At 36.5% G+C, this 17,499-nt stretch carries 15 protein-coding genes; 6 read left to right on the forward strand and 9 right to left on the reverse strand.

What is annotated here, in order from left to right:
- Positions 1–55: 55 nt before the first annotated feature.
- Together yidA and AC0L3W_RS06460 are read right to left on the reverse strand one after the other, a co-directional pair.
- Complete coding sequence (gene yidA, locus AC0L3W_RS06455; protein ID WP_290037849.1) at positions 56–865, reverse strand: sugar-phosphatase; 810 nt, start codon at positions 863–865, stop codon at positions 56–58.
- 73 nt (positions 866–938) lie between these two features.
- Complete coding sequence (locus AC0L3W_RS06460; protein ID WP_409439366.1) at positions 939–2,849, reverse strand: RecQ family ATP-dependent DNA helicase; 1,911 nt, start codon at positions 2,847–2,849, stop codon at positions 939–941.
- Positions 2,850–3,148: 299 nt separating this feature from the next.
- Between AC0L3W_RS06460 and AC0L3W_RS06465 the strand changes: the two genes are divergently transcribed.
- Positions 3,149–4,381 carry a multidrug effflux MFS transporter gene (locus AC0L3W_RS06465; protein ID WP_290037845.1) on the forward strand — a complete coding sequence of 411 codons (1,233 nt, stop codon included), beginning with the start codon at positions 3,149–3,151 and terminating at the stop codon, positions 4,379–4,381.
- A 23-nt stretch (positions 4,382–4,404) separates the two neighbouring features.
- On the opposite strand, the gene AC0L3W_RS06470 is transcribed toward AC0L3W_RS06465, so the two are convergent.
- The gene (locus AC0L3W_RS06470; protein ID WP_409439365.1) at positions 4,405–4,701 is read right to left on the reverse strand and encodes a hypothetical protein; all 297 of its coding nucleotides are present in this window, start codon (positions 4,699–4,701) and stop codon (positions 4,405–4,407) included.
- Between the two features lie 276 nt (positions 4,702–4,977).
- Between AC0L3W_RS06470 and AC0L3W_RS06475 the strand changes: the two genes are divergently transcribed.
- Both AC0L3W_RS06475 and AC0L3W_RS06480 read left to right on the forward strand, forming a co-directional pair.
- Positions 4,978–5,931, forward strand: a complete 954-nt coding sequence (locus tag AC0L3W_RS06475) for a phosphate/phosphite/phosphonate ABC transporter substrate-binding protein (protein ID WP_409439364.1) — start codon at positions 4,978–4,980, stop codon at positions 5,929–5,931.
- Between the two features lie 216 nt (positions 5,932–6,147).
- Positions 6,148–8,124, forward strand: a complete 1,977-nt coding sequence (locus tag AC0L3W_RS06480; RefSeq protein WP_409439363.1) for an EAL domain-containing protein — start codon at positions 6,148–6,150, stop codon at positions 8,122–8,124.
- A 68-nt stretch (positions 8,125–8,192) separates the two neighbouring features.
- Here the strand turns inward: AC0L3W_RS06480 and AC0L3W_RS06485 are convergent, their stop codons facing one another.
- The 3 genes from AC0L3W_RS06485 to AC0L3W_RS06495 all read right to left on the reverse strand — a co-directional run bounded on the left by AC0L3W_RS06485 (position 8,193) and on the right by AC0L3W_RS06495 (position 10,866).
- Positions 8,193–9,101 carry a DMT family transporter gene (locus AC0L3W_RS06485; RefSeq protein ID WP_290037836.1) on the reverse strand — a complete coding sequence of 303 codons (909 nt, stop codon included), beginning with the start codon at positions 9,099–9,101 and terminating at the stop codon, positions 8,193–8,195.
- A gap of 101 nt (positions 9,102–9,202) precedes the next feature.
- Complete coding sequence (locus AC0L3W_RS06490) at positions 9,203–9,910, reverse strand: AraC family transcriptional regulator (RefSeq protein WP_409439362.1); 708 nt, start codon at positions 9,908–9,910, stop codon at positions 9,203–9,205.
- Positions 9,910–10,866 (reverse strand): 5'-nucleotidase, encoded by a 957-nt coding sequence (locus AC0L3W_RS06495; protein ID WP_409439361.1) that lies wholly within the window; start codon positions 10,864–10,866, stop codon positions 9,910–9,912. The genes AC0L3W_RS06490 and AC0L3W_RS06495 overlap by 1 nt, the downstream gene beginning before the upstream one ends.
- Positions 10,867–11,140: 274 nt before the next feature.
- On the opposite strand from AC0L3W_RS06495, the gene AC0L3W_RS06500 reads away from it, so the two are divergent.
- Positions 11,141–12,739 (forward strand): B12-binding domain-containing radical SAM protein, encoded by a 1,599-nt coding sequence (locus AC0L3W_RS06500; RefSeq protein WP_409439360.1) that lies wholly within the window; start codon positions 11,141–11,143, stop codon positions 12,737–12,739.
- 376 nt (positions 12,740–13,115) lie between these two features.
- Positions 13,116–13,928, forward strand: a complete 813-nt coding sequence (locus tag AC0L3W_RS06505; RefSeq protein WP_290037829.1) for a TauD/TfdA family dioxygenase — start codon at positions 13,116–13,118, stop codon at positions 13,926–13,928.
- 153 nt (positions 13,929–14,081) lie between these two features.
- Here the strand turns inward: AC0L3W_RS06505 and AC0L3W_RS06510 are convergent, their stop codons facing one another.
- The 3 genes from AC0L3W_RS06510 to AC0L3W_RS06520 form a co-directional block, all read right to left on the reverse strand.
- Entirely contained in the window at positions 14,082–14,510 is a 429-nt protein-coding gene (locus AC0L3W_RS06510) for a GNAT family N-acetyltransferase (RefSeq protein WP_290037827.1), read from the reverse strand.
- 69 nt (positions 14,511–14,579) lie between these two features.
- Positions 14,580–14,948 carry a MazG nucleotide pyrophosphohydrolase domain-containing protein gene (locus AC0L3W_RS06515; RefSeq protein WP_409439359.1) on the reverse strand — a complete coding sequence of 123 codons (369 nt, stop codon included), beginning with the start codon at positions 14,946–14,948 and terminating at the stop codon, positions 14,580–14,582.
- A 25-nt stretch (positions 14,949–14,973) separates the two neighbouring features.
- Positions 14,974–15,342, reverse strand: coding sequence for a DUF1304 domain-containing protein (locus tag AC0L3W_RS06520; RefSeq protein WP_290037824.1), 369 nt, complete (start codon positions 15,340–15,342; stop codon positions 14,974–14,976).
- 468 nt (positions 15,343–15,810) lie between these two features.
- Here AC0L3W_RS06520 and gpmI point away from each other — a divergent pair, with 468 nt between their 5' ends.
- Entirely contained in the window at positions 15,811–17,328 is a 1,518-nt protein-coding gene (gene gpmI / locus AC0L3W_RS06525) for a 2,3-bisphosphoglycerate-independent phosphoglycerate mutase (protein ID WP_409439358.1), read from the forward strand.
- Positions 17,329–17,499 lie beyond the last annotated feature (171 nt).

The raw sequence follows: 17,499 nt of genomic DNA on the forward strand, positions 1-17,499 counted from the left end.
AAGAAATAAGTTATTTTAACCAGTGAAATAGATCCGTTAATTAGTATGATTGGTATTAAACATCTAACACAAACTTTTGAATCGCTTTAGCGACACCACTTTCAGTATTAGACAATGTGACATAATCTGCGATCTCTTTTATATCGTCGGTAGCATTGCCCATGGCCACACCCAAGCCAGCGTACTTAAGCATATGGTAGTCATTGCCAGCATCACCAACACACATTACTTGCTCAGCTGGAATTGAAAAGTATTCAGCAATCGCCTTAACACCAATACCTTTGTTACTTTGTTTATTCAAAAACTCTAAAAAGAAAGGTGCACTTTTTAGAATAGTAAATTGCTCGTATAATTCAGCGGGTAACTTTTCAATCGCATCCGTTAATTTTTCTGGTTTATCAATGATCATCACTTTCAAAATAGCGTCGTCGTCATCAAACTCATTAAAGTCGAATAAGGTAATTAATTCGCCATTAGTGCGAGACTCTAAATCCGTGTATTCATTATGTGCTGGCGTTACTAAGCCTCTTTTTGCACAAAAGGCATGCACATGTAACCCCAGTAAATCAGCTAATGCAGCTATTTTTTTTGCATCTTTGCCCTTCAAAATTTGACTACGAATAATCTCACCACTTTTAACTTGCTGCACCACAGAGGCATTAAAACTTAAGACATAATCATCATTGCTAGTCATGCCTAACTCTTCTAATGCACCTCTCATACCACTAGTTGGACGTCCAGATACTAATACAACACGCACCCCCTTAGCACGAGCGGCATCAATAGCAGCTTTATTTTCAGCGGTGATTTTCTTATCCGGCGTCATTAATGTGCCATCAATATCTAGGGCAATCAGTTTATACATATAAATTCCTCTTTTTTCAGGCTAAAACAAGCTATTTTAACCATCAGTTCATAATAAAATTTTAGTGTTAAATTTACTCGTGTTCTTTAGTCAACCAATTAAGTACATCTGAGAAGCGATAATGTGCTAATGAAGCAAACCCTGTTAATTGACGTACTTTTAAACGCGTAAATATTGGCGTAGTTAATCCACATAAAAACCGTGCTCTTAATATATAGCTATCGTGCTCACCTAATCTTGCTGCAATAGGCTGACTTAACTGAACAGGATCATATGTCTGTAAAGGTGTTAACGTCGGTACTGGCGGCATCACTGCAGGCTGACCGACACACACAGAGCAATGTCCGCATTGACTTTGTAAACGTCGATCTGAAAAATAATGAGCAAGTTGCCAATTTAAACACTGATCACTTGCAAAAAAATCTAACAAATGGTGAATACGTTGAACTTCACTCTTCTCTTTTTGTAAAAATCGAGTAATCAGTTCATCACGTAAATCTTTAGTAATATTGGATTTATCAACTTTGTAGACCTGCGTCATCTGTTTTGTTTGCAGTTCGATCAACCCTTGTTGATCAAGATAATCTAATGCGGTTAGCACTCTACTCCGGTCACATTGAACCTTAGTTTGCATACGTTCAAAATTTAAAGAAGACCAAGTACGAGCTTTATCAGAAGTGGCTAAAATTGTTTGTACAAAGTGCGCTCTTTCACCATGAAAGCGGCCCACCAACTCAACTTCAGATACTAATAATTTATATTTGTATTCTGCATAATAACTATAAGCAGGCTCGATCACCGCTTCTAATTCGAGATAAACTAATAATGTTTTTAAGGCTAACAAGCGAATATTGGATTGGGTTGATAAGCTGTTCATTACGACTTCCCATTGCCCCTGTGCCTTGCTTATCTCTTCGATAATAAAGTCCACTGCACTGGCTTCTGGTGTATCCGCATGAACAAAGTTTTCTAGTACATTTAGATTATTTTTATTAGCTAAGACCAGGCATTCTGAGGTTTTGCCATCTCGTCCTGCACGACCGATCTCCTGAGCATAGTTTTCAATGGACTTAGGTAAATCATAATGCACCACAAAACGAATATCACTTTTATCAATACCCATACCAAAAGCAATGGTTGCTACGATTAACGGTAACTGACCACTCATAAACTGTTGTTGAATTTGTTGCCTTTGTTCATTACCTAACCCTGCGTGATAGGCCGTTGCCCTGACACCTGCTTGAGTTAATGCTTCAGCTACCTGTTCCGCCGTTTTCTGTAACGTGACATAAATGACCCCAGCTTGACCTACTTTACTTTCCAGCCAAGGTACTAAACAAGGTAATTTATTCTGCTCATCAACACCTAATACAGAAAGATTCAGATTCGAACGATAGGAACCCGTTAACGTAATATGCTCAGGTTGAATGTTAAATTTATCTGCCATGTCGTGGATCACTTTTTCAGTCGCTGTGGCAGTAAGTAGCAGCACTTGTTCAATAGAAAACTGATCTCGATAAGTCGCTAATTTTAAATAATCGGGTCTAAAATTGTGCCCCCATTCACTGATACAGTGTGCTTCATCAACCACCATCAATGAGATAGGAACTTGCTTCAAAAAAGTTCTAAAACGTTCACTGTTTAAACGTTCCACTGAGATAAACAAAATCTTAATTTGACCTTCGCTAACACGTTTATAAACCTCAGCTGCTTCTGCGCCAGTTTGCATAGATTGAATGCTCGCCGCTTGAATTCCTTTACTTTGTAAAAAATCCAGTTGATCTTGAATCAAAGCTAACAAAGGAGAAACGACCAAAGTTAAATGCGGTAGATGTAACGCGGGTAATTGATAGCAGAGACTTTTTCCTGAACCAGTAGGAAAAATAGCCGCAGCACTGTGCCCTGCTAAAAGAGATTGAATGACGGACTCTTGCCCAGGGCGAAACTGATCAAAGCCAAAATATTGCTGCAAGGTAGAATACATATAACAACTCGAAAACTAAATGAGTAAACATTTATACCATAGTTACTTATGTTTTGTAGTTATCTGTCTACACATATATCAATAAAATATAGTTAAACGATACGTCCATAAATGTGATTCAATGAAATGTAAGAACAACTTTAAAGGAATGACAACTATTCAATATAAATGCTATCTAATTGAATTTAAATATTTTACCAGCTTGTAAGTTTATAAAGATACGATCTTCACACAACAAACCTTGCCTGCTAACTAAAAGCCCCTTATCATCCTCTTGAAAATATAAACTTGAGGTCAAGATGACAACACCACAGCCTAACAAAGTCAGCAAACGATTAATTATTACTTTGTCATCTATCTATGCCATATCACCTTTTGCCATCGACAGTTACTTACCGGCTATTCCATTAATCGCCAATGAAATGCAGGTTGATATCTCCTTATTGTCAGTCACCGTAAGTTTATATATTTTAGGGTTAGCTATTGGTCAGCTAATTGGCGGCCCACTTTCTGATAAACACGGTAGATTGCCTATCATGTTGCTAGGCTTAGCGATCTTTGCTTCAGCAAGTTTATTACTTACCACCAGCACTCATATTGCTTGGTTATGGGGATGGCGATTAATGCAAGCCATTGGCGGTGGTATCGCAATTGTTGGAGTCCCTGCAACAATTCGCGACAATGCTGACGGTAAAGAGGCGGCCAAACTATTTGCTCTTGTAGCATTGATAATGATGATAGCGCCATCTATTGCACCGACCATTGGCAATTTAATTCTATCGTTACAATCATGGCATTGGATTTTCTACTTTACAGCCGGGTTTTCCTGTGTCGCTATGCTGATGGCGAAAAAATACGTTCCACATCAATCAAAGAAGCAAAAAAAGTTATTAGCAATCACCATTGAGCGTAATAAAGGCATAAAGTTTATTGAAGTATTTAAACACAAACAAGGGATCGGCTATATGATGGCCCAAGCTTTTGCCTTTGCAGTAATGATGACCTTTGTTACTAACTCCGCAATGATTTACTTGTCTATTTATGAAGTTAGCACCACTACCTTCACTCAACTTTTTGCCTTAAATATTGGTGGGTTAATCTTTATTAATCGACTAAACACACTACTATTAAACCGATTTGAACCCGCAACTTTAGCAAGATGCTTTTTAACGATGCAATTTTCAGGTGGTATTTTACTAGTCACTTCGAGCTGGTTAGCACCTAATAATTTAACACTCACTGTAATTGGCTTTATGTTAATGATCAGTGCAAACGGTGGGGTAATGGCAAATTGTAATGCATGTTTCTTAAAATATTTTGGCAAAAATGCAGGCACAGCTTCAGCAGTGTTAGGGGCTTTTCAATGTGCAATGGGAGCCACAGTGAGTGCCTTTGCAGCATTCATTAGTATGGGGTATTTACAACCTGTGGTACTGATCATGTTACTTTCTTCAACCGTGGCACTTACCGCAGTGATCCACAGCAATAAACAAGCTCGTTTGGCTGAAAATTTAGAGGCAGATAACCTGTAATCGTCTGAAGTATTACTTATGCTTTATAGCATACTAGTGAAATGCCCATAATAAAGCTTTTCACCCACCAGTGATTCTAATACTTCACGGCTCGGTAGGCTATACCAAAGCTCAGCCGCTTGCTTAACAGCTTGCTCACTTGTCCAAGTCAATTGCCAACAAACTTCATCTTCACGAGTAGTACTTTGTAAAATATCGTAGGAAGAAATCAACTGACCATGGTGATTAATCTCTTCGAAAATTAATAGACTTACACGCATTACCTCAGGGATATTTTGTTTAGAAACTTTAAAAATAGCAACTTCAGCGCATAAACTCATATTGTTTAACTCTTTATGAATAAGATTAAGAATACACAGTTTTTCTTAATCTTATTCATAAAGCAAACGTTAAAATCCTGATAAATTAACCAAGGTCAAATAAGATGAAAATAATAACCATTATGAGGTGTTATTTTTGATAAGCTAAGCTAATATTCCATTGATTGAGCGTTTAATTTTTAAGCTATTTAATCTACAAATATTATTTATTACGGTCGTTTGATGTTTGTCATCATTAAATATTTAAGCTCTAAAAATCATAAGAGAGCATTTTCAATGAACTTAATACCAATATTATTACATTTCTTTTCTACAAAAAGGTTAATTCTCCTACCTGCTTTACTACTTATTATTCCTAATGTATGTGCTACCGATACACCAGAGACTCCATTTGAACGAGACTCATTTGTTATTGGGCGTGTTAGCGACAACCCCAAAAAACATTTTAAAACATTAAAACCTTTAGCAGATTATCTCGCTGTAAACTTACATCAATACGGCATTAAAAAAGGCAATGTCATATTTGCAAAAGATAATCAACAAATGCGCCAATATATTGAACAAGGAAAAGTAGATTTAGTTTCTGAAACCGCTTTTTCTGCCACTATTTTAAGCCAAACCGATCATGCAGAAGTAATACTTAGACGTTGGAAAAAAGGCGTGGCTAATTACTGTACGTTGATTTTTGCACGTAAAGATAGCGGCATCAATTCATTAGCAGATTTGGTTGATAAGACAATCGCTTTTCAAGATCCTGGTTCAACTAGTGCTTTTTTTATCCCTTCTGCAACGCTAATTCGCAATGGCTTTGAGCTATATCCTTTAAAAAGTATCAGAGATAAGCCTCCAAAAGGAAAGATTGGGTATGTTTTTGCTAACAGTGAGATTAATATTTCCGCATGGGTAAATAACAATATTGTTGATGCAGGTGCATTCAGTAATTTAAATTGGGAAAACCCAAAAGATATGCCAGACACATTTAAACAATCTCTCTCAGTATTTTATGAAAGTGAGCACTTCCCTCGCGGTGTAGAGTTAATCCGTTCAAATATCGATCCTCGTATAAAACAAGCAGTCACCAATTTGCTACTAAACGCAGATCAAACACCAAAAGGGCAAGAAGCTTTATTAGCTCATCAAGAAACTAAAAAATATGAACCACTGTCTGAACAAGACTCTATTATGGTGATTACAAAAGCACTACAAGAAATTGTTTCTAATCAACTATAAACTTAGGAAATATCTATCCATTATAAATTATTAGAAATACTTAAAACTAAGCTTCCTTCATTACGATTAAGAGGTCGCTATGTATCAATTCATATGATCACAGTATTACTGACTGTGTTCATATTATCTTGTGTTCAACTTTACTTTTTTAATAAAAACGCGCAAACCATATTGCAACAAACAACCTTAAGCACCAGCACAAGTTTGCTTGAACAGATGAAAAAGAGAAATATTGGTGTCTTAGACTACCTTACAGAATCTTTAGTTAACCCATTATACCAACATGATTTATATGCAACTTATCACCTCCTTGCTCCCGCATTAACCAATACAGAGATACAAGCAATTTATGTTTTTGATAGCCAAGGAGCGCTATTTCATGATGGGCAAATGTATCCTAAAAACCTTGGAGTAGCTATTCAAAACACAGCCGTATTAGATTCAGTGATTAATCGTAAGAAAAATTATACTGCTGTGGATAACCATACATTAACCATAGCCAAACCTATTTTACTTGGGAATATGTTACTAGGAGGCGTGTCTTTAGAACTTTCATTGAAACAAATTAATAACGATATTGATCAAATGTCCGATATTTTCTTACAAGAAAACCAACAAAGTCTAAAAAGTATCACGCTTATCTTGTTACTTGCAGCCATTGTATTAAGTTTTATCGGTTTATTACTCTCTATTTTTATTTCCAATTCATTAGTACGTCCTATTCAAGCATTAGCATTACATGCAAAGCAGATTGGTAAGGGTAAGTTTGATCTAGTGAACAGCGTACAAAGAAACGATGAAATTGGCGAGTTAGCACAAAGTTTTAATAAAATGGGCAAAAAGCTAAAAGCACGTACTGAAGAGATCACTTTCCTTGCATATCATGATTCATTAACTTCACTACCTAATAGACCAATGTTCATTGAGCACACCTCTAAACTAATCACTAACTGTTTAAAGACTCACCAAAAATTTGTGGTGTTATTTATCGATTTAGATGACTTTAAAATGGTCAATGATAATTTTGGTCACAAAGCTGGCGATCACCTATTATGTGAAATTTCTGAGCGAATTAAAGGTCACTTAACAAAAAATAATATGACCCCACCTCATTTAGATGATGCTTTAATCGCTCGCATTGGTGGAGATGAGTTTTTAATCTGCTTACCTCAAATTAGAGTAGAAAAAGACATTAATCATTTTACACAAACACTTATAAGAAAAATTCGAGCTCCCATTACAATTAACACAGAACAAGTGATCGTTGCAGCCAGTGTAGGAATCGCAAAATTTCCTAACGACGGAAAAAATGCAGAAGAATTAATAAAAAATGCAGATATTGCCATGTTTCAAGCCAAAAAAGTGGGTAAAAATACCTTTAGTTACTTCACACTAGAGATGGACCAACACATAAAAAATAGAGCAAAATTAGAAAGAGATTTACGCAAAGCTTTAGTGAATTTAGAACAACTAGAGCTCTGGTATCAACCGCAATTTGATTTAACAAATAATACCCTTTGCGGTGCAGAAGCCCTATTACGCTGGAACCATCCTGAATTAGGAATAATCTACCCTGATCAATTTATTTCTATTGCAGAGGAAACTGGGTTAATCATCCCAATGGGTGACTGGATTATACAAAGTGCATGTAAACAACTCAAACAATGGAAGTCTCAACTAAATGGTCAGCCCTTCCACCTCGCACTCAACATGTCAGCCAGACAAATTTATCAAAGTAACCCTACTGGTATATTTAAAAGGATGCTCAAAAAATATCAAATTGAAGCAGGTAACTTACATATAGAAGTAACTGAAACATTATTGATGCGTGACGAAAATGAAGCTAAAAGTATGCTCAATGCAATTAGAGAGCTTGGAGTTGAAGTCTGGTTAGACGATTTTGGTACGGGTTACTCCTCTTTAGCGTACTTGCGCCACTTTGAAGTTGATGGATTAAAAATAGATCGCAGTTTTATTCTAGATATTGACCGAGGTATTTACGATAAAGCCCTCACCTCCGCGATCATTTCGATAGCGCATAGTTTAGATATAAAAGTAGTCGCAGAAGGCATAGAAAAACAAAGTCATATCGATTTCCTTAAACAACAGCAATGTCACTTTGGACAAGGTTATTTTTATGCCAAAGCAATTCCTGCAAATGAATTTTCAGAACAGTTTTTACCCAACATATAAAACAATTCTACAAATTAATGGGCTATCACAAAAACAATAAACAACATGATTGATATAGCGCTACTCATTTAGCTTTTATATGACTGTAACAATAAACAGATCATAATCAAAAATAGACCAAACCAACCTAATAATGAGATTGACTCTCCCACTACACACACAGCAAATATAGCAGCGACAGCAGGTTCAAAAAGGGTTAATAGTGTCGCTTTACTTGCATGAATTGTTTTTAAACCAAAACCAAAGCACAGGTAACCGATAAACATAGGAATAATGGCAATATAAAGCAACACCATAGTATTCACTGACGAAATAATAAATGTATTGGTGTTCAATAAAAATACAGGCACCAACAATATACCACCTAAACCAAATATACTGCCTACGGCTGATTTAGAGCTAACACCACGGTTGATTAGAGCTTTAGCTGCCCAAGAGTATAAAGCATAAGTAAAGCCAGCAACAAAGCCCAATAAAATGCCCAAATATTTATTACTCATGTCTAGTGTACTACTTGATACACTGGTTTCTGTACTGGCTAAAAAAGCAATGCCTATTGCCCCCAACAGCAAACTAAATAACCAGTAACCATCGATATTATTTTCTTTGCTAAAAAGTCGCTCGATAATCGCAACAAAGAATGGTGCACTAGCAATCGAGACAACCGTACCAATAGCAACACCGGATAACCGCATAGCGCTATAAAAGGCTAATGGATAAATAGCTAAAGCGATTGCGCCAATCAACAAGACATAACGAGCTTGAAGCAGTCTGTTAATATCTAAACGTATGTGTTTAGCCCCATTGATGGCAAGCAATAATCCGCCAATGCCCATGGTAAAAGAACCGATTGCTAAAGGACTAATACTAGAAGCATAAGAAGCTGCAGTTCCCGTTGTTCCCCATAATAATGAGGAAAATAATATAGCAAACACTCCCTGTTTACTTGCCTTAGGGCTCACTGTTAATTGGCTCAATGTTAGATTCCTTTACGAATTGATTTATGCTTCAAATAGTAAAGTAATAATTTAACACTTAGTTTGCAGTTAAGACGCTTTTTTTATCATTAAAGACTTACTTAACTTCTTATTTGGCGGGGAGATAGTTTGTAAAATTGAGAAAAGCGACGACTGAAAGCAGAGATATCACTATATCCGACTTGTTCTGATATCAATTGCACTGGGACATCAGTGTGAGTTAATAGCGCTTTGGCTTTCTCCATGCGCTGTACCGTAATATGTTGTAGCACACTTTGTCCGGTGCATTGTTTAAATACCTTTTTAAATTGTGTTGGGCTAAGGCATGCCATTTCAGCCAGTTGATTAATATTAAAAGACTGAGATAGATCATCAGAAATAGTTTGCAATACACGACGTATTCGTGGATCGATTTGCTCTTCTGCTCTCTGTTCCGATAACAACTTGTTAAACATCTCAATCATCATTTTTTCTAAAGACTTATCAACCTTATACTCTAATTGCTGCTCAATAAATGATAGATAAGTACGCAGCGGCGCTGACATTGAGAATACTAAAGAGGCCATTCTCAATAAATTGTCAGGCAGTTCATTGAGATCAGCCACAATAAAGCGAGCGGCTTCATCAGCTTTAAAAAGATGAAATACTTGTGCCGGTATTACTACACACTCTCCTACCGATACCTTACCTGTATAACCTTCTAGCTCTAGAATAATTGTCCCTAAGATAGGCAGAACTAACTGATGATAGGAGTGCACATGTCCTTTTTGTTGTTTACTATAAGCTCGAATGCTAAGGCTATCCTGCATTATTCACTCACTTCACTGCTATCAACTGCATTTTTAACACCAAAAGGGATATGCACAGATGGAGCAACGGTACTTGTCGAGCTTAAGTGACCCGATTGGTCATCAAAGAAAATATGTGGTTTTAATACACCCAAAATCAACCCTTTATCCACCCCGCCTAAGAAAAAAGCATCATTGGTCATCACGCCCCACTCTTTTAAGGTATTTAACGCTCTTTCATGGGAAGGTGCATTACGCGCAGTCACAATCGATACACGTAAACGATTACGGTATTCGGGATCATTTTTCTTCTTATGCTCTTCAATTTTTTGAATTGCAGACACTTTCACCAAAAATTCTTTCAATGGTCCAGGATTATGAGGTTGTAGCACATTTTTAGTTTCGTGCTCATGAAACTGATTAAGATCATTAGTTTTATGCATCACGGTTTCAGACTCATCGTCGGCCAGCACACCATCAAAGTCGAATGCAATACGTAAATCATCATCATCTTCATCAATAATTGCAGATTTCATCACATGCCCTGCCGGATAGCCTAATCTAATCGCTTCTTTTACATCAGAGGAGTTGCCTGATAAAAACAGAGAGATACTTAATGCAGGTATATATTGATAAGGCGACTTACCTTGCATAAAAATAGCCCGAGAAATAGGTAAGTTATGGTGCTTAATGGATTTCATGACACGTAGCCCTGTATCTGGGTCATTACGTGACAACAACACCACTTCAACCAATGGGTCAGACTTAGCATCATCGGTTAAATTATTGAGCGATAATAAACGCTTAACAAATGAAAATGATGGTCCCTTAGGTAATGGTACATCCACATGTTTTGTTTGATATTTACGGTATTCTTCTTCACCTTTGATGCGAAAAACCGTGTCGGATTCAGTCAAATCAAACATCGCACTAGATGCGACACCAATGACTAAACGATTACCCAGCTCATAGGGCATATAACAACTCCAAATATTAAAACAGTAAAATACTGCCACTGTAAACAACACTAGTATACAGCGAGTGTAAAGCTGTATGGCAAATGTATAGTGGATAAATGAATTCTATTTAACCTTAAGAACAACAAATGCAATAGTCATATTATTAATATTAATCGCACTTCAGTACTTTCACATAATGGTTGTTCACAGTTCCAATCAATCAAGCACTGAATCTTCATCACGATTAATGTATTATGTCGCGCATATATTCTCCCGACATAAAAGAACTTTCATGGCTATTCAACAATTCGATAATGAACTCACTATTATGCGCACTGCTAACACTGAAGTAGTGGCGCCTGTTATTGAGGGCTTATCTTCCTCCAGCATCATACTCTCCACACTTAACTCTAAATATATTCACTCCAGTTTAGGGCTACGTTACTTATATGCTAATTTAAAGGATCTACAAGCGAATTGTGAAGTTAAAGAGTTTGTTATCCATACACGTCCTTTGGATATTGTAGAGCAAATACTAGCGGCTAACCCTACTATTGTAGGCTTTGGTGTGTATATTTGGAATATTATTGAAACCACTAATGTAGTTAGCCTATTAAAAGTGATCGCCCCGCATGTAAAAATTATATTAGGCGGTCCGGAAGTCAGCTATGAATCTGAATCACAACCTATCGTACAAACTGCTGACTACGTATTAACTGGCGAAGCTGACATCAGTTTTTATGATCTGTGTAGAGATATTTTAAGTGGTAATGCACCTGATATTAAAGTGATCAAATCTAAGCCAGTAGATTTAAAAGATTTGGAAATGCCTTACCAGTATTACAGTGATGAAGATTTAAAAAATCGATTATTGTACGTAGAAGCATCACGTGGTTGCCCATTTAAGTGCGAGTTTTGTTTATCCTCTTTAGATACAAAATCAAACCCTTACGAGTTAACCGTCTTTCTAAAGCAGATGGAAACCTTGTACCAACGTGGTGCTCGTAACTTTAAATTTATTGATAGAACCTTTAATTTAGACATTAAAACCTCCTTACAAATTATGCAGTTCTTCTTGGATAGAATGACAGAGGATCTTTACCTACACTTTGAAGTAGTGCCAGATCACTTACCAAGAAAGCTAAAAGAGATGCTCGCTTTATTTCCAGAAAATACCCTACAGTTTGAAATAGGTATACAAACCTTTGATCAAGAAGTGCAAACCAATATCAGTCGTAAACAAAACAATCCAAAATCCAAAGAAAATTTAATCTGGTTAAAAGAAAACACCACGGCACATATTCACGCAGATTTAATCTTCGGATTACCTGGCGAAACATTTGAGACATTTAAAGATAGCTTCGATCAACTGTACGCTTGTAAACCACATGAAATTCAAATGGGTATTTTAAAGCGCCTTAAAGGTAGCCCAATCATTCGACATACAGAAAACTTCGATCTGCGCTTTAATCCACTGCCACCCTTTAATATATTAAGTACCGACAGAGTTGATTTTGCGACAATGCAACTGGTTAATCGCTTTGCGCGATACTGGGATATGATAGGTAATTCAGGTCGATTTAAACACACACTCGACCTATTATTAGCAGATAAGCCTTTTGATAACTTTATGGCTATCTCCAACTGGATTTTTGATGAAACAGGTCAAACGCATAAAATCAATTTGAAACGCCTGTATGAATTAATTTCTCAATCAGTGTTTGCTCTCTTCCCAGAGCAACATTCGCTCGTATTACCTCAATTAGAAAAAGATTACCAAGCTTCAGGATTAAAAAGCATCTTTAACACACTTAACCTTTACCAAGCTCAGAAAAAAGACAGCAATAAACCAAGCAAACTCTTACAACGTCAAAAACAACATATGAGTTAGTTTACTATAAAACTATAACTAAGCTGTTATTGAATAATTAGCTGAATTTTCCTTCAAAATTTTATTCAATACAGCCTAAACAACCAACTTGCGCCTCAAACTAATTAATGGCTAACAATCATACAACTTGTAAAAGCCAACTGTATTATTCATCCAGCAAATAAATTCACCTTCCTTGCCTAATTGAAACCGATTCCAAGTATAAAATAAACAATCATCAACACTTATATTCCCTCCTGATCATTTTGTTTGTCTTTATTAAAAACAGTACTTTAGCTATGCAAACTAGTTTGCGAATCAGATTGGATTGATAGCGAATAACTGACCTTTTGCTATGCCAATCTCAATTGACATAATCAAAATGAAAGGAAGAACAATGATTACATTTAGTGCATTAAACCTGAATAAATATACCATCAATGAGTTAACCGAAATAAAGTCTACGTTTTATCAACAAGGTTTTGTCTTGATAGACACTCATTCCATTAATGCTAAAGATAAAATATCTCCCGTGGCCAATGCCTTAAACCTTGGAGAAGCCGCTACCACAGCTTATAACAAAAAGTATTTTGATTATAAGTTAACCGCCGACAACATGGCCGTGATTGGTGACTTGCCCAATAGAAAAGGAAAAATCAATCATGAAGGTTTTGAAAGTAATAACGCCCAGGGCTTACATGTTGATGGCACGATTGAACCTTTAGGATCTATCCAAACCTCGCTCTTGTACTGTAAACAACCCGCAAAATTTGGTGGTGAAAGTATTGTGTTCAATCTGATCGGAGCCATTAATCACTTAGCCAAAAATGATTTGTCTCTTATTCAGCCCTTATTTGATCCCAATGCGCTTACAAGGGCCTCTACCTATGAAGGTATCAATGAGAGTCATACCGGTCCAATCTTAGGTTACCACCTTGAAACAAAGAGGCTGATTGCTCGTTTTGCAATAAACATTACCTGCCAGTGGCAAGAAGGATTTGACAAAGTGCCAGGGTTGCAGAGAACCATTAAACACCTCTTTGAAATGGCTAAGGAAGATTCTCCTTATACCGCTAAATTTCCATTACAAAGTGGTACATTAATGGTAATGGACAACAGTAGAATCTGTCACGGTCGTGCCGCTTATATAGATTGTACTGAGAACCCACGAACCATGATCCGAGGTATTTATTCGCAACTACCTAGTTAATTCAATTTATAGACAGTTATAAATAACGCTTTAGGTATAAAGCACGATAAAAGACCATCGTGCTTTTTCTTTGAAAAAATAAATAGAAACATTAAATGAGAAACAGGTTACTGCTCAACTAATCATAACTATTTTCAACAGTAAATATTGCAATTACGTTGTTTCATATATTGTTGGTTGCCATATTTGCATCAACATCTCAGGTTTAGAAACGGGTTTAAAGCCAAATTTAGCATACAAAGAATGCGCACTACTTGTAACCAACATAAAACGTCTCAAACCTTGTAAATCGGTATGCTCACAGATGGTCCGCAACAAAAATTTACTTAATCCTAAGCCTCGGTATGCTTCTAATATAAAAACATCACTTAAATACGCAAAGGTCGCTTTGTCAGTAATAACACGAGCAAAACCTGCTTGTTGGTTTTTATCGTCATAAACACCAAACACTAATGAATTAACAAGGGATTTTTTAAATGTTTCAAGTGGTATATTGTTAGCCCAGTAAGTATTGGAAATAAAAGAATAGATTAACTCAATATCTAAATCATCTGGATTGGTCGTTATGTTAAAACCTTGCAAATGAATACTCCTCAATAGCTATATACAGTAAAATTGCTTACACATATTATGTCTAAAGTGACTTGCTCATTATCTGTTTGAGCAGAACTCTTTTTGCAACGCTTGTTTTTGTTCTTCCTTAATATCAGTCCATGTTTTACCTGCTTCAAGACCACTGACTCGCTGTTCATATTTATCACAAGCTCTTTTTAAAACAGCAGTTGGGTTAATACCCATCTCTTTTTGTAGCGCAGTTAACACATTTAGGTAATCCCACAAGACATCACCTAACTCATCCTCTAGAAAACATTGTCTATTTTTAGGCATCTCCTCTATGACTTCATCAACTTCATTCTTTATTTCAGTCAGGTAAGTTTCAGCGCCATTAGCCCATTGACTGTGTTCATCCAGCAAAGCCTTACGCTTTGCTATCACCATTAATTTATCGAACTCTTGCATAAAACCTCATTACACTAACCTGCTTTTACAAGCTAAAAAATAACACTGCAACTAAAGCTAAAAGAGCGGGTAGCCCCTGTATTAACCAAATTGTTTTCTTCACCGTAAAACCGCCATAACCTGCAGCGACGACAATACACGCTAAAAAGAATACTTGAATTTGCTGTGCAAAAATGGGGTTACTATGAACAAGTCCCCACATTAATCCTGCCGCTAAAAAACCATTATAAAGTCCCTGATTAGCGGCCACCACAGCTAATACATCAGCCTCTTTTTTCTCAATACCAAACATCTTAAGCGTTCTTGGTTTATGCCATAAAAACATTTCTAGTATTAAAATATAAACATGCTCTAGGGCAACCAACAGTACTAAAATAAAAGGTATTGAGTACATATTTTTCCTTTGGATTAACCAATAACGCATCTGTAAAAATTTTAAAATCGTTTATTCACTGCCATTAACATGACTAAGTAGACTTAAACAATTCCAACTAAAACAACAATATAAAAATATATATTTTCTTTATTGTATGAGCATACTATGACTAAATGACGACGTTAAGCGTTATATTATTTTTAAAACTTTCAAGAAATAAATTGTTAGGGTACTTAAATTCAGTATCACCACTCCCCATCACTTAAATAATCACCTTTGCCTTTTACACCTATCAGATTGATTGGAAATAACCATAGTAAAAACAAGATATGTCATAGACAAACCTATCAATTAAGCATAAATTAGACATATATTAATAATAACCATTATCATTAAGTAGGGTTGTTAGCCTATTAGACTTATTGATAGAGATGTAAGAATAATAGAAAAAAGAACATGAGAACTAAACATTAAATTGGGTGAATTATGAATAAAAAAACAATCCTTATGATTTTAGATGGCTGGGGTACTTCACCAGATCCTAAAGTATCAGCACCAGACAATGCGAACATTCCATTTCTAGATTCTTTATATAAAGATTACCCTAATGCCTCACTTCGCACCGATGGTGAACATGTTGGTTTACCAACAGGACAAATGGGTAACAGTGAAGTTGGACACATGAACCTTGGCGCTGGCCGCATTGTGTACCAAGACTTAGCAAAAATTAATATGGCCGTTGCGAATAACACGCTAGCGAAAGAACCAGTATTGGTTGATGCATTACAGTACGCTAAAGAAAACAACAAAGATGTGCACTTTTTAGGCTTGTTAAGTGATGGTGGCGTTCACTCACATTCAAGCCATTTAAAAGGCTTTATCGATGCAGCACAACAAGCTGGCGTAGAAAACTCTTACGTCCACGCATTTTCCGATGGCCGCGATGTAGACCCGAAATCAGGTAAAGGCTCTATTGCAGATTTACAAAATTACATCAAAAACACTAATACACAAATAGCTTCAATTACTGGTCGCTACTACGCAATGGACAGAGACAATCGCTGGGAACGAGTACAACTAGCCTATGATGCACTAGTGAATGGTGTTGGCGTAAAAGCAAACGATCCAATCAGTGCCATTGAACAAAGTTATGCAGATGGCATCACAGATGAGTTTGTTAAACCAATCATTTTAACTGATGACGAAAATCAGCCTCGTGCCACCATTAAAAAAGATGATGTGGTTATCTTTTTTAACTTCCGCACCGACCGAGGCCGTGAACTAACACAAATGCTGAGTCAACAAGATTTCCCAGAGCAGAACACTACTAAACTTGACTTGTACTACGTGACAATCACTAATTACAGTGATGACTTTAAAAATGTAAAAGTCATCTACGACAAAGACAATATTAGTGACACGCTGGGCGAAGTATTAGAAAAACATGGTAAAAAACAGATCCGTATTGCGGAAACTGAAAAGTACCCGCACGTTACGTTTTTCTTTTCAGGCGGTCGAGAAGAACCTTTTGAAGGCGAATCTCGTATCTTAAAAAATTCACCTAAAGTCGCCACATACGATTTAAAACCTGAAATGAGTGCCTATGAACTACGTGATGCACTAGTACCAGAGTTAAACAAAGGCGAAGCTGACTTTGTTTGTCTTAATTTTGCCAACGGTGATATGGTAGGCCATACCGGTATGATGGATGCAGCGATTAAAGCCTGCGAAGCTGTAGATGAATGCGTTAAAGATGTTGTAACAGCCGCACTTGCAAATGATTACACCACCTTGATCATCGCTGATCATGGTAACTGTGAAACTATGATGAATCCAGATGGCAGCCCACATACTGCTCACACAACAAATCCAGTGCCTGTGATTTTAGTGGATAAAGATCTGAAGAAAATTGAAGATGGTGTGCTAGGCGATATGGCGCCTACAATACTGAAATTAATCGGTATCGAGCAACCTGCTGCAATGACCAGACATTCACTAATTTAGCATCCTAATAAATACTAACTAGCAGGGTAGACAACTGCCCTGCTTTTAACCTAAAGATAATATTTGATATCAAGATAGAATTACGTTGCAGAAAATTAAAGTCATAATGTAAATTATTGAATGCCCTTAATTAAGATTCTTTAGAAAGCGACTAAACCAAAAGCTCAATCT

The sequence above is a fragment of the Psychromonas sp. KJ10-5 genome (assembly GCF_055808325.1).